A 15,110-nucleotide genomic window follows, 5' to 3' on the forward strand; every position below is an offset into this window, starting at 1 on the left:
ATAATGCGCAAAATTACATAGAAATAAAGCAATTCTGTGTAATTAGATAAAGAATAGTGGTTAAAGTTATATTAAACTTTGGGATTTAATTGTTAAGGAGTGTTAGAAACTTGCCATATGTTTAAAAATGGGAGATTTCAATAAAAAAAGCCGGAAGAAAAGATTACTGAAATTTCAGGTTCTCTTTCTTCCGGCTTTGCGTATTATCTGTGTTTTACCAGCAGCCAGCTCGTGTATTTTATCATCAGGCTGGAGCCATATTCCGTCCATGTGATAAAGTACCAGTAATTAGCCGTAGGAACATATCTGCCGCCCACTCTTCCGTCCCAGATATATCTGTTTTCAGGGGTTCCTCTGAAAACTTCTGCACCATATCGGTCAAAGATCCGGAATACGAGATTATCATTGTTCATTAAGGCAGAATAGTCTATTACTTCATTATAACCGTCTCCATTCGGAGTAATGGTATTGATCAGATTAATAATGGCAAATGGTTTTTTAACATCTTCACACATTTTAGAGTCTCTTACAAATACATTGTGTGCTCCTCTTGGTACATTGTAGAAAATATTGGAACTCTGCCATACCACCCCATCTAAAGAATATTCATAAGGAGGTGTACCGCCACTTGCCCCAACTTTTACAGTTGTTCCATCAATTTCAATAGACGTAATCATAGGAAGCGGCAATTCATTAACATTCACATACTGTTTGTAAACACAGCCATTAAAGGTAAGCTCTACCCAATAATTTCCAGGGGCAACATTCGTAATGGAGGGAGTGGTAGCTCCTGTACTCCAGAGGTATTTTTCAAATCCTGGTCCTGCATTAAGTGTGGTAGTGGTTTTCGGGCAAATTGCTTTATCTGTTAAAATATCTGATTTTTTAGGAACTTTAATGTTGATTTTAAGAGTGCCTACTTCCGGGCAGACTCCATTTTTTTCGAAACGGATATAGTAGGTTTGTGAAGTTGAAATATTAACCGGGGATGAAACTGCATTCACATTATTCTGAGCATCTGCCAATGTTGCGTGAAAAGTGAAAGTAATGTTGGGGTCTAATGTAAACTGAGGAATGAACTGCGCTAAGTTCACACTTTTTATTCCATCCAGATCATCATCACAAACATTTTCCGTAACCGTTTTGGTAATTAATGTTACTTTAGCTCCAATACTGAACTGTAAAGGCTTGATCACAGAAGCACATCCGTCCGGAGAATCTACTCTGATGTAAATGATAGTGGTTGCTGTATAGCTCCAGTTGTTTGGAAGGGTATTGTTGTTTCCTGCGTTGGCATCTGCAAGACTGGCATAGTATCTTACATTAGTAAAGTAATTCGGATTGTTAAGTACAATTGGGGTTATATTGGAAAGTGTGACTGTAACTGTTCCGTCCAGATTATCATCACAGAAAACACCATTGTAGTTATCCAGTACAATCGCTTTATTGAAGAGGGATAATGTGATTTGTGCGATACTTTTACATCCGATATTGTTTTTTACGACGGCATATACAATGGTACCGTTGGGTGCATTGTAAGCTGTTGTATTGCTAATCAGAGCTGCTGCATTTTCATTCTGGGCATCCAACATGGTAGGATAATAAGTAATGGTAACCGGGGAATTGGTGGTAATATTTGCTGTCGTCAGGTTGAAGGTTCCCTGCCCATTGATATCACAGGCAAATAATGTTGCATTCATTACTGTAAGAGCCTGGATATTGATGGTAACCGTAACTGTTTCACAATCCGGAAAATCAGGATCATTGCCGCAGAATGTATAAGTGAATGTATCTGTTCCGGATGTTCCGGGCGTATTTACAGTATAAGTAATAACTCCTGTTGTTGCATTTACTGTTGTGGTTCCCAGTGTAGGAGCTGTTGTAATCGCTACTGTATTAGGCGCAGTTGTTTGTGTAGAACTGCTTAATGTTGGGCTTATGGTCAGCGAGGTACATACATCGTAGGTTTTAGTACTTAGTTTTGTACAGTTCAGGACTTTAAACTGTTGGGTAACTAAAGGAGCACAACTTCCCATTGTTACTGAGCATGTATAATACCCTGGTAGTGTAGGGGTGATTGATGATGTGGTAGCTCCGGGGACGATAATCCCGTTTCTGTACCATTGGTAGGTATCATAGATTAAAGGATCTACCGTTAGAACCATCCCCGGAATACAGCCACCTCCAGATTGCAGAATTACAGGTTGTGTAGGAAAGCCGGCAAAAAATCCTCCGTACCCTACAGCATCACTTCCGGCAGTAATTCCAGCCATAATTGCTTTATCTGAAACCACTGTAATGGTACCTGTTACATTGGGAATACCATAGGTAACCCAATTGGTTGTACCAGTCATATTGTATGGGCCGGTTATTGCAGGTGGATTTGCTCCGTTCACTGTAATGGTAGCTCCTCTTTCTGTGATAAGATTTAACTTTGTTGGAATATTTAGAATCCCTCCGGGATTACCATTGGAATGAACAAAATTTTCGTTGATAAGGCCAAGTTCATTGATTTGCTTCGGTAGATAACAGTTCAAAGCAGGGATATAATTAAATCCACCGGTGGCTGTTTCATTTCCTATATTGGAGTCTCCTGCTAAAATTTGGTACACATAAGCATTTTTTGATGTTTTGAGATACAAATTGTAATGTCCGTTTCCCTGAAGGATATACTTTGAATCTGGGATTACAAAGTATTTTCCGGCATTGATGGTTGCTAAAGGTGGAATTTCATTATTGACAAAAATCTGTGTATTGTCTTCGGTAGCAATAACAATAGCTCCTTCCATATGGGAGTCAATGGGACCATTACCTTTTACGAGTGCGAATTCATTTCCAAGTCTGTCGACAGGTACTGCCTGATCCATTAAAATATCTGAACTGGAAGGGAAATTTCCTGCGTATTGTCCGTTAAAATTTCCGTTGGTAACATTGATGGGTTTGTTTGACGTAATTTTTGAACCAATGAAACTGTCAAAGTTTGATGCTATATTCCCAATCCCATCAATAATATAAGATTGTCCTTTATTTAAAGTGAAAGTGATTGTTGGATTAGTTGCTCCGGTCGTCCCGTTTGAAAATTGAACGGTAGGGCTGTATCCGGAAATTGTAACGGATGTATTATCTTCAGTTGCCAATACACTTGTCATAAAATTCAAGATAGGATTGCTTACTGTGATGGGAGCGGAAGCTGCATAAAATTTTTGTCCTGTAGAGGGGATCCCTTTTGAAGTAATGATTTCAGCATGATTAAATACTGAGAATCTTAAGTTGGCATAAAAAGGAAATTCTGCTTTAAGGTACAGCCCTTTTGTCGTAGGAGTAAACAAATCTGTCTGCTGTGTGGTAATAATATAATTTCTTAAAACATCAAATTTCTGTGGATTGCTCTTACTGATTGTTACTGTACCAATCAAAACATTATTATTGTAAATGCTTACCGGGAAAGGAGTCGTTCTGCTGGTAGATAAATACAGTTTCTGATTAGGATTCGGGGCGCCAGTTCTGTCTACCATCGGAGCAAACCAATGTTCCCTGTCCAGTTGGGCAAAAACAGAGTTGAAAATGTAAAATATAAATAAAAAAGATAGAATTTTCTTCATTCAGTATTAGTATTTATAGCAAATTTAATAATAAAAAGCGTTGATTACTTGGAAATATAATAAAAATAAGCCACGATTGTTTGATCGCGGCTTATTCAATATAGTTTTAAACTAATTATTACTCTCTGTTTTTAACAAGAATCCAACCTGTATATTTTATTGGAGTCTTTTCTTTGTTGGATTCATTCCAGCTGATATGGTACCAGTATGTTCCTGTTCCCAGCTTTTTATCAAAATGTTTTCCATCCCATCTGTAGTTGTTGAATCGGTTTCCGGTAAACACCATGTTTCCGTATCTGTCATACACTACAAAGCTCAGATTTTCCTTATAAGCCAGTTCGCTGTAATCTATATAATCATTTACATTATCTCCGTTAGGGGTAATTGCATTGAGCAGATTAGGAATTGTGACTTCTACAGCAATAGGCGTACAGTTGTAAAAATCTTTTACATAGAACGTGTGCTGACCTCTTGTTAAACCTGTGAAGGTATTTGAATCCTGCCAGTTAGCAGTTCCATCAACCGCATATTTGAAAGGTGCTTTACCACCGCTTACAATGACAGTAGCTGTATTATTATTGATCTCAATAGTTTGGATTACCGGATCTTCCACTTTTTTAACTTTTACAGTCTGGGTAAGGAAGCATCCGTTCTTACCAAGGATTACGGTGTATTCCCCAACACCTATATCTCTGATACCTGATGTGGTAGCTCCTGTGCTCCATAGATATGAATCATATCCAGGACCAGCATCCAGGTTAGTTTTAGCATCCATACAGATGTACTGATCTACAAGGACCGGAGACTTTTTAATTGGAAGTACAATTAATTCAATTTTGGCATTTGCCGTACATCCTTCAGCAGTAGTTACTTTCACATATACAAATCCTCCTGTTGAAGGGAAGTTTTCTGGTGTTGTGATTGCATTGATACCTGCAGTAAGGTCATTCAGAGTACGGTAATATTTTTTTGTAACAGCATTATAATCTGTTACCTTTGCTTTGGTAAGGTCAAAATAAGCATAAGGATCTACATCATACCAGCAAGCCTTAATAGAAGTATCCGTTACAATGAATGGTACTACAGTAAGGTTTAAGGTTACCTGTTCGCAATCTGTAAACTCAACTGAGTTTCCGCAGAATTTATAAACGATTTTGTCTGGTCCCAGATATCCGGGATTAGGTGTATAAGTGATCGTTCCGTTTGGATTAACCACGGCTGTTCCTTTGGTAGGAGGAGTCAAAATTACTACCGTACTTGGAACCACATTCTGAGTGGAAGAAGTAAACGTCGGGGTAATAATTTTAGTAGAACAAGCATTAAGAGCCTGTGTGGTTTCTTTTAAACAGTTTTGTACTTTATAAATAGGAGTCGTCACAGGAGGACATGTTCCCATGGTTACTTTTACGGTATAATTTCCAGATTGTGTAGGAGTATACGTATAACTGGTAGCACCCGGGATAGGCACCCCGTCACGGAACCACTGGTAGGTTTCATATCCATCATCTACTTCAAGAACGATTCCCGGAACACATTCACCTGTTTTTTTTGCAATAACAGGGATTGAAGAGAATCCTGCAAAGTAACCTCCATATCCTGCAGAGCTATATCCTCCGTTGATACCTGCTGTTACAGCTTTTGTAGAGGTAATCTTAATATTTCCGGTTACACTGTTGATGGCATACGTTACCCAGTTGGCATTTCCTGCAAGGGGATAAGGACCAGCTTCAGGGAGAAGAGGCGCGTCATTCAACATTACAGTAGCACCAGCCTCTGTTAGAATGTTCAATTTTACTACAAGATCACTGGGAGTAGAGCTGGCTCCTCCCACGCCAAGTGGCATTTCATTGATCTTCCCGATTTCATCAATTTTTCTTGGAAGGAAACAGTTTAATGGCGGGATGTAGTTGAATCCATTGGTAGCATCACTTTGCAAAACTCCGATAAACTGGTATAAATATACATTTTTGGTGGTGGAAATGAACATATTTGAATGTCCTGATGTTCCCTGAGCAACATAGCTGGTTTCGTTAATTCTATACCATTCTCCGGCAGCAAGTGTTGCAACAGCAGTACCTCCGCCGTTTAAATATACTTCAGTATTATCTTCGGTAGCCACAATAAGGCCTCCTTCCATATTTAATGAAGGTTGAGTAGATCTTGTTTTTACCATGGCAAAAGTATTCCCAAGTCTGTCAACCGGAACTGATTGGTCAAGAACCGGATCACTTCCGGTTGTTGAAGCAGAGAAGTTGGCATTACAGCTTCCATTGGTCAGTGTTACCGGCTTATCAGAAACAATTTTGGCACCGATAAAGCCTGTTTTATTTCCGGACTGAGAACCGGATCCTGCAAGAATGAAAGATTGTCCTTTTTGTAAAGTGAAGGTCTGAGTATTTCCAGTAGGGGTTCCATTAATAAAAACAACTCCGGCAGTTGGATTCCATGATACGGTTACATTGGTATTGTCTTCGGTAGCAAGGACACCTGCCGTAAAATTCTGAATACTGCTGGTATTGGTGTTGGGAGCGGCAGCAACGAAAAATGTTTTTCCAATTCCGGCTTTTCCTTTACTGGTGATTACTTCCCCATGAACACTCTGAGCGAGTCTTAAGCTGCAGTAAAAAGGTTTGGCTGCCTTTAAATAAAGCCCTTTATTACCCACATTGAATGCTTCGGTAGATGTTCCTGTGGAAATAAGGTTATTGGCAACCTTATAGGTCTGTGGATTACCTTTACTGATTGTAACGGTTGTAACCACGGTATTATTGTTGTAAATAGTTACATCAAAAGGAGTTGGTGAATCAGTAGAAAGGTATATCATATTGTTATACCCTCCAACACTGTCATAATAAGGAGCAATCCAATGCTCGGTATCCCTTTGTGCAAAGAGTGGATTAATTGTCAAAAAAATTAATACCAAACTGAGTAGAAATCTTTTCATGTGTATGGAATTAGGATTTCTACAAAAATAAAATAAAAAATGAAATACTTTTAATAAAATTTAAATAAATGTTAAATAAAAGTCTTCTATTTTTAATTAAAAGCCTTCTTGGGTATGAAACTTGTAATAGTTGTTGGGCTTAATCTTCCTGATTATCGTTATTAGTTCTTTAGTGGGTGAATTATTTATATTTGTTAATTTTTTTAAATGTTTATTGTACAGATGGGTATAAATAATGTTAATAAAAAATCCCGGTGAAATTCACCGGGATCATATATTTCTTGAAAAAGTCAGCTTATAGGCTTACTCTTACAAATCCTGTTACTTTTAAGTCAGCGTTTACAGATTTTACATAATCAGCAACTGAGATACTTCCGTCTTTAATGAAATCCTGGTGTACCAAAGTGTTGTCTTTGTAGAATCTCTGCATTTTACCTTTCAGAATGTTGTCGATAATGTTAGCAGGCTTACCTTCTTCAGTAAGTTTGTGTCTTTCGATTTCCAACTCTCTGTCGATAGTTTCCTGAGAAACAGCAGTTTCGTCAAGAGCGATTGGGTTCATTGCAGCAACCTGCATAGAAACAGCTTTAGCAGCTTCTTCAGCTCCGTCTACTTTTGCAGATAGAGAAGTGATTGCAGCAATTTTGTTTCCAGCGTGGATGTAAGCTCCTAAGAAAGCTCCCTGGATTCTTTCGAAAGATCCGATCTCAATTTTCTCACCGATAACTCCTGTTTGCTCAACTAATTTCTCAGCAACAGTAATTCCGTGGAAATCTGTAGCTAAAAGCTCTTCTTTAGTAGCAGCGAAGATTGCCATTTCAGCTAATTCGTAAGCTAGCTCAACGAATGCTTCGTTTTTAGCAACGAAGTCAGTCTCACAATTTAAAGAAATTACAGCACCTAAAGTGTTGTCTTCATTTACTCTTGCGATTACTGCCCCTTCAGTAGACTCTCTGTCTGCTCTGTTAGCAGCAACTTTTTGTCCTTTTTTTCTAAGGATATCTACCGCTTTTTCGAAGTCTCCTTCAGCTTCAACTAGAGCTTTCTTGCAGTCCATCATACCTGCACCTGTTTGGTTTCTTAATTTAGCTACATCTGCAGCAACTGGTGTATAAGACATAATATCTATTATTTTTTATTTAAGATTAGTATTAATTTTTAGCTTAATTTTAGAGCAGTGCAAAGATAATGATTTTAATGATAAACTAAAAAATGACTTTTCACGTTATTAATATATTTAATACTATTTTAAAGGTTTGATTAATGAAAAAAATCTTCTTCCTTCTATTTATATGCATTTTTGCACTATGTTTTTCTCAAAAAAAGAAAAAAACAAAATCTAAAGCGGTTGTTGAAAAGGAAACGGTAATCATCTATACCGAACAGGAAGCCGAGATCTCAAAAGAGGCAAGGGTAATTGCCGGCTTTTTGAAGCAGAATCCCGGACATGCTAAAACAGACTATTTTAAAAGAAAGCTGATTGATATTATCATGGCAGGGAATTCTCCTGAAGCAAAACCTACCATAAAACCAATCAGCAAAGAAAAAATTGAAAATATCGTTAAAAATAATGAATTGAACAGCGGAAAGACGATGGCCGCAAAAAAAATATATACAGCTAATGGAAAACCTGTCTCTAATAATACAGCAGCTGCTATAGAAGCTTTAAAAGAAGAAAGAAGAACAACTGCCTTTGTATCAGTAAGTTCTGCAAAAAGTGCCGGTACTTCTAAAGCAGGACCCAGTGAAGAAAATAAAAGAACAGCAGCAATGCTTACCCACCTTTTTAATAATGATATTAATAAAAACGAAGCATATATCAATATTAAAAACAGATCTACCTGCAATCTTATTGTAAAGATAAGTGGTAAAAAATATTATAATCTCAGTGTACCTGCCAAAGGAGAAAATTTTATTCTGGTAGATAAAGGGGAATATGTGCTGACAACAATGGTTTGTGATGCCAAATATTCTTCTTTGAAGAAAATCACCCAGGATATTGAAATTGCACTGAATGTTGCAGAATAGAAACAGAAGAAAACTAAAGAAAAAAGGTTAAGAAAAAATTCTTAACCTTTTTTTATTTTTTATCCTTTAAACTGACCCATTGCAATGAACTTGTCCTGTCTCTGGGTTTCAAGCTCCTGTCCTGTAAATTTGGAAAAAGCTTTGATATTTTGTAAAATTGAATTTTTCAGATTCAGATAGGTTGTTTCCTGATCATAATGAGCGCCTCCAAGCGGTTCCTCAATGATACCATCGATGAACTTTTCTCTTAAGGCATCTGCCGGAGTAAGATTCAATGCATTGGCTGCATCTTCTTTGTGATCCCAGTTTCTCCATAAGATAGAAGAGCAGCTTTCCGGTGCAATGACTGTATACCATGTGTTCTCCAACATATATACCTTATTTCCTACACCTATTCCCAATGCTCCGCCACTGGCACCTTCTCCGATGATGTACGTGAAGATTGGAGTTTTCAGCTGAACCATTTCAAAAATATTTCTTGCAATAGCTTCACCTTGTCCTCTTTCTTCAGCTTCCAGCCCCGGATAAGCTCCCGGTGTATCTACTAAAGTTACCACAGGGATATTGAACTTTTCAGCAAGCTTCATTAATCTTAAAGCTTTTCTGTATCCTTCCGGATTTGGCATCCCAAATCTTCTGTGCTGTCTTTCTTTGGTCGTTCTTCCTTTTTGAGTCCCTATGATCATTACTTTATGACCATCAAGGGTAATCAATCCTCCAATCATTGCCGGATCATCAGCGAAATTTCTGTCTCCATGAAGTTCTAAGAAACTGCCCTTGTCTGCCATTCCGTTAATATAATCCAATGTATAAGGACGATCCGGATGACGGGACAGTTGTACTCTTTGCCAAGGTGTAAGATTTCCATAGATTTCTTTTTTCTTTTCTAAAATCTTATCCTCAATCTGGCTGCATGCTAATTTTACATCAACACCACTTTCTTCTCCTACTAAAGAACACGTCTGGTATTGATCCATCAATTCTTTGATAGGAAGTTCGAAACTTAAATATTCCATTTCTTGAAGTAAATTAAATCTTTCAAATGTATGAAAAATTATGGTTATTCTATTTAAAATTATTTACAGCATTGTTTATTCTGGAGATACTTTCCTCTTTACCAAGGATTTCCAGAATATCCGGAACATCCGGTCCTTTCAATTCTCCTACTAAAGATAATCGTAACGGCATCATTACTTTACCCATTCCTAATCCTTTGTTTTCCGCGAAATCATGCATGGTCTGCTTTAATGTCTCAGCCACAAAGTCTGTCGTTTCAAAAGCAGTCGCCAATTCACCTAAAATTGCCGATGTCTCTTCATTCCATGCTTTTTTTGATGCTTTTTCATCATACGAAGCAGGAGCTTCGAAGAAGAACTTGCCGTTTTCATAGATATCTTTCGGGAAAGTAGCTCTTTCTTTCATCAGATGAATTACTTTCAACAGTTTTTCATCCGATACACCGGAAAGATCAAGATCTGTGTTTTTCAGGATCTGAAGAAGTTCCTCATCAGACTTCATCTGAATATATTGATGGTTGAACCACTCAGATTTTTCTTTGCTGAATCTTGCGCCCGCTTTATGTACTTTGTGAAGGTCAAATTCCCTGATCATTTCATCCAGAGGAAGTATTTCTTTATCATCTGCCGGAGACCATCCTAATAATGCAACCATATTAATGAAAGCATCAGGAAGATATCCGTTTTCTCTGTATCCCTTAGAAATCACACCAGTAGCAGGATCTTTGAAATCAAGCGGGAACACCGGGAATCCGAATTTATCTCCGTCTCTTTTGCTTAATTTCCCTTTTCCTTCAGGTTTTAAGATTAAAGAAAGGTGGGCAAACTGTGGTGCTTCCCACTGCATTGCTTCATATAATAAAGTGTGAAGTCCTAAAGATGGAAGCCATTCTTCTCCACGGATCACGTGGGAGATTTCCATTTCATGGTCATCAATAATGTTGGCAAAATGATACGTTGGCATTCCGTCATTCTTTACCAGAACTTTATCATCTAAAGTATTGGTATTGACTGAAAATTTTCCACGAATAATATCTTCAAGATTTAATACTCTGTCAACAGGCATTTTAAACCGTACTACATAAGGCGTCTTTTCGTCTAATAACCTTTGAACCTCTTCTTCAGAAAGGGCAAGGCTGTTTCTTAAACGGTTTCTTGTTTTATTATCATAAGAGAAAACATCACCTTTCGCTTCATATTCTGCACGCATTGCATCCAGTTCTTCTGCAGTATCAAAAGCAATGTAAGCATAGTCTGTCTTCAGGATCTGCTCAGTATATCTGTCGTAGATGTCTCTTCTTTCAGACTGTCTGTAAGGAGCGAATTTTCCTCCTTTTTTAGGACTCTCATCAGGAATGATTCCGCACCATTCTAAAGCTTCTTCAATATATTCTTCAGCTCCTTCTACATATCTGGCCGTGTCTGTATCTTCAATTCTTAATACAAATTCTCCCCCTTGATTTTTAGCAAAAAGATAATCATATAATGCGGTTCTTACGCCTCCCAAATGTAATGGTCCTGTAGGACTTGGAGCAAAACGTACTCTTACTTTCTCCATTTCAATTTTAATTTTTGCAAATTTACTTAAAATTATACGTTTACGGGATGATTTATAGCCGTTGATTGTTTTTTTTCGCCTGGCTTGTTGTTAAATTGATGATAATGTTGTTTTCTATATCTGATCAAATTTATTTCTGCAAATAATTTTATTTATTAAATCCCTTTTACGTGAATTTTTTGTGCTTTATTAAAGGTTGTTTCATTTAATTATTAAATTCACTAAATGATGATATGTATCATCTCGTTTTACTTACTTCACTCATTGTGGAATAGTATATTTGCTGAAACTTTTAAATAATCTATGAAAAAACAAATTTTATTTTGCTTCAGTAGTTTACTGATGCTTTTTATGAGTTCATGTTCAACGGAGGAGCTGAATAGCGAGATAACCCCTGAAAGCCCTGCGGCAAAAACTAGTAATCGCTTATCTGCTTCCAAGTTTGCGGGAGACGGAATTTATGATGTCTTAGGACATGGTTATAACGTTACCGGTGAGTATGCCAATGCAACAGCTGCCGGTTTTAAGGTGGTTGATATTGATCGCTTTAAACTGGAGCAAACCAACAGATTAATCAGCGAAAACACAAATTCTCAGGAGTACTCCGAAGATTATGGTGAAAATGCTGAGGCTTATTCCAAAATGGTTTCAACCAAAGTGGATGCAACAGTTAATTTTCCACTGTTTAAAAAAATACTTTCTGTAGGTTTTGGCTCAGCGGTAACAACCAACAATAAGTTTGATGCAAAATATATCTACGGAAGTTATAACCTTACGATCAAACAGAAAAGAGTAAGATTCAATGCTACTACAGATATGCTGGGTGATTATATAACTCCTGAATTTGCTCAGGATTTACAGACAAAAACTCCGCAGCAGATTGTTCAGGATTATGGAACTCACGTAATGACGGATATTTATACAGGAGCAAAACTTGATATTTTATTCCAGTCTGAAACAACAAGCCAAACTCGTGATAAGGCAGCCAGAATCGGAATAAAGGCAGGAATGCTGAATATCTTTAATGTGAATGTGGATAATGATGTGAACACTTCTGAGTATCACATGAATTTTTCTAAAAAGTTAACTTACAAAACCAGAGGTGGGGATCCTTCAAAAGGTTTGGTAGGAGATTTAAATCTGGATCAGACCAATACTAAAGTTAATATTTCCGACTGGCAACTGAGCTCAAATGCGAGTAATTCTGTTTTGGTTGACTTTGGTAGCAACGGGTTGATTATTATTTATGACTTTGTAAAAGACCCTGTTAAAAAAGCTCAGCTTAAAGCCTATGTAGATCAATATCTGATTGATAATAAAGTGTATTTAGAATTTAACACCATTCCAATTTACAGATATTATAACGGAGTAGATCATTACTATACAAAAATTGCTGGAAGCTACAGCGGATATTCTTTTGAAGGAACAGAGTTTCACGCATTCTTGTACAAAGCTCCCAATACAGTTCCTATCTACAGATACTGGAATGGTAAAGATCATTACTATACAAAAACTCCGGGATATTATCCGGGATATGTAGATGAAGGAATCGAGTTTAATGCTTTTGCTACTCAGCAGCCTAATACAGTTCCTATCTACCAATATTGGAACGGTAAAGATCATTATTATTCAAGATCCAGCGTAACACCTTCAGGTTATATTAAGGAGGGAATTGAATTCTATGCCTATTAATTAAAAATATTGATATTCTATAACAACAAGCCGTCTCAGTTTTGAGACGGTTTTTAATGATAAATAATATGATGTATTTTTTTACCATTAAAAGATAGTACTGCCTTACTGTTTGTATTCATCTTCATTGATTATAATAATGTGCTGTTAATTATTCCTTTTCCAGGGTGTATATATATGGACTTAAGCAAATGTTAAATTGATGTTGGATTTTTTCTTTTACAACTAATTTTGATGGAGTAAATAGAAGTATGATTTTTATTATTTATCTTTACATAAGGAAATAAAAAACATAAACTTATGAGAAAGCATTTATTAGCAATGTTTGGGCTATTGGCAGGAATTTGTATAATGGCTCAAAATATTACACTTGGCACTAATTTGGTAAAGGGTAGAAGGTACTATTCCCAAAATGATCAGCACTTTCTGATTTTTCAAAATGATGGAAATTTGGTAGTTTATAATAGCCAGAATCAGCCGGAATGGAGTTCCAGGACTCCTGGTGAAGGTTCAAGGGCTATTTTTCAGGAAGATGGTAATCTTGTCGTTTATAATTCTTCAAACAGACCCTTATTCAGTACCAACACCACCAACAAGAATGCAGCCAACCTTGAGATGCAGGATGATGGCAATCTTGTAATTTATAACAGGAGACGAAATGCTTTGTGGTCTTCTAAGGGAGGTTATGACGGAAACAATTTCGGTGGAAACGGAGGTTCTAATACAGGAAGTTATAATAATGGTAATATTTACAAAGGATTTAGATTTGTAAAAGGACAAAAGATATTTTCTGAAAATTATAACTATTATTTAATTTTCCAGACAGATGGTAATTTGGTAATGTATAGTAACGGAACTAAAAATGATATCTGGTCTTCGGCAACAGCAGGAAGTGGAAGAAGCGCTATTTTTCAGGAAGATGGAAATCTGGTAGTCTATGATTCTTCACATAAACCTGTTTACAGTACAGGTATAAGCTCATCAAATATTGAAAGACTTTCAGTTCAGAATGATGGAAATATTGTGATTTACAATAACAACGGTAGTGTTGTTTGGGCAAATAAAAAATAATAATTTAATAAAAAAAAAGTTAAGTATAAAAAAAGCTAGCCGAAAAGGTTAGCTTTTTTTATGCAGTTTGTCTCGTCCTAACATAACGATTCTTTTGTAAAGAATATCGTACTCTAGCATTGGGAAATTATTTTTTCCCACGTACCGATCCAATCTTGTGTTTCATTTTCCAGGGAATAATTTTTCATCACAAATTGTGACCCTATTTTCCCTTTTTCAGAAAAAAGAGTCGGATTCTCATGATATTCTAATGCGTGCCTTTCTATTTTTTCAACAAAATCAATAATGTTACCTTCTTCAACCAGGCAAGAAAATTCTTCTTTAAAATATTCTTTTCCTCCTTGTCCAGAGTAACCGATTACAAAACATCCACAAGACATAGCTTCTATAGGAGGAAGCCCAAAGCCTTCTCTATGATTGAAGCTTAAAAAAAATACGGATTCTTTTAAATGTTTTGCAACTTCCTGTTCATCCATATTGTCAATTGGGAAAAACTCCCAATCATCCATCTTTTTTCGTGCTTTTAAAATATTAATAACTTGTAAAGAATCCTCAGCAAGTTTCCTTGGCATAAAAGCAATTTTTTTCTTTTTTTTATTTTCAAAACTGAAAATATGGGTATCAATTCCTAAACGGACTCTATATAGACCAAGAGCAGGAAATACAACATTAAAATATTTTTGTGCATTTTCTGATGCTACAATAGTTCCTAAACAATTTTTATCTAAATAAGGATTCTTTTCATTATAATCAAATCCATACCCCTGAAAGGTGTAGTAGCAATTCTGGTTAAGTATTACGTACTGATGATTGGGAATAGTTTTATGGAATGATTTTCCATATATTTCCGGAAAAACAAATAGCGCATCTTTCTCTATGGGATGTGAAAATAAATTGTTATAGAACAGTTTTAATCTTTCGTAAAAACTATTTTTATGTTCTTTAGGATTATTACTATTTTCTATGTTTTTTAAAAGTTCATAATGATATGATATTTTTGTGTCACGATACCAGATATTATCTCTTTTTCTCTTTTTTTTTAATAAAACAGTAGCATTATAACCATGATTGTTTAAAATATTTACATATTTATAAATTTGTTTTATACCCCCAAAAGGTACAGAAACTGATGGGCAAACAAAATATATCTTTCTTTTTTTCATAATAAGATTACTGTTTTTGAATACAATGCTTCCATA

Annotated in this window: 9 protein-coding genes; 3 read left to right on the forward strand and 6 right to left on the reverse strand. The window is 36.2% G+C overall.

The window, feature by feature from the left end; all coding sequences use genetic code 11:
* Positions 1-203: 203 nt before the first annotated feature.
* The 3 genes from FFS26_RS17365 to tsf form a co-directional block, all read right to left on the reverse strand.
* Positions 204-3,602, reverse strand: coding sequence for a T9SS type B sorting domain-containing protein (locus FFS26_RS17365; RefSeq protein ID WP_171006345.1), 3,399 nt, complete (start codon positions 3,600-3,602; stop codon positions 204-206).
* A gap of 118 nt (positions 3,603-3,720) precedes the next feature.
* On the reverse strand, positions 3,721-6,546 hold the full coding sequence (locus FFS26_RS17370; RefSeq protein WP_137905664.1) for a gliding motility-associated C-terminal domain-containing protein: 2,826 nt from the start codon (positions 6,544-6,546) through the stop codon (positions 3,721-3,723).
* A gap of 295 nt (positions 6,547-6,841) precedes the next feature.
* Positions 6,842-7,666, reverse strand: coding sequence for a translation elongation factor Ts (gene tsf / locus FFS26_RS17375; protein ID WP_110011476.1), 825 nt, complete (start codon positions 7,664-7,666; stop codon positions 6,842-6,844).
* 143 nt (positions 7,667-7,809) lie between these two features.
* Between tsf and FFS26_RS17380 the strand changes: the two genes are divergently transcribed.
* Positions 7,810-8,574 carry a DUF6759 domain-containing protein gene (locus FFS26_RS17380; protein ID WP_137905665.1) on the forward strand — a complete coding sequence of 255 codons (765 nt, stop codon included), beginning with the start codon at positions 7,810-7,812 and terminating at the stop codon, positions 8,572-8,574.
* A gap of 59 nt (positions 8,575-8,633) precedes the next feature.
* Here FFS26_RS17380 and FFS26_RS17385 read toward each other — a convergent pair whose 3' ends face one another.
* Positions 8,634-9,590 (reverse strand): acetyl-CoA carboxylase carboxyltransferase subunit alpha, encoded by a 957-nt coding sequence (locus FFS26_RS17385; RefSeq protein ID WP_110011474.1) that lies wholly within the window; start codon positions 9,588-9,590, stop codon positions 8,634-8,636.
* 49 nt (positions 9,591-9,639) lie between these two features.
* Entirely contained in the window at positions 9,640-11,148 is a 1,509-nt protein-coding gene (gene gltX, locus FFS26_RS17390; protein ID WP_137905666.1) for a glutamate--tRNA ligase, read from the reverse strand.
* A 303-nt stretch (positions 11,149-11,451) separates the two neighbouring features.
* On the opposite strand from gltX, the gene FFS26_RS17395 reads away from it, so the two are divergent.
* The gene (locus tag FFS26_RS17395; RefSeq protein ID WP_137905667.1) at positions 11,452-12,840 is read left to right on the forward strand and encodes an MAC/perforin domain-containing protein; all 1,389 of its coding nucleotides are present in this window, start codon (positions 11,452-11,454) and stop codon (positions 12,838-12,840) included.
* A gap of 300 nt (positions 12,841-13,140) precedes the next feature.
* Positions 13,141-13,911 carry a hypothetical protein gene (locus FFS26_RS17400; protein ID WP_137905668.1) on the forward strand — a complete coding sequence of 257 codons (771 nt, stop codon included), beginning with the start codon at positions 13,141-13,143 and terminating at the stop codon, positions 13,909-13,911.
* A 113-nt stretch (positions 13,912-14,024) separates the two neighbouring features.
* Here the strand turns inward: FFS26_RS17400 and FFS26_RS17405 are convergent.
* Positions 14,025-15,110: glycosyltransferase (locus tag FFS26_RS17405; RefSeq protein WP_410493555.1), on the reverse strand; the 1,086-nt coding region annotated here is incomplete at its 5' end.

The organism is Chryseobacterium sp. 2VB, from assembly GCF_005503635.1.
Classification (GTDB): Bacteria; Bacteroidota; Bacteroidia; order Flavobacteriales; family Weeksellaceae; genus Chryseobacterium; species Chryseobacterium cupriresistens.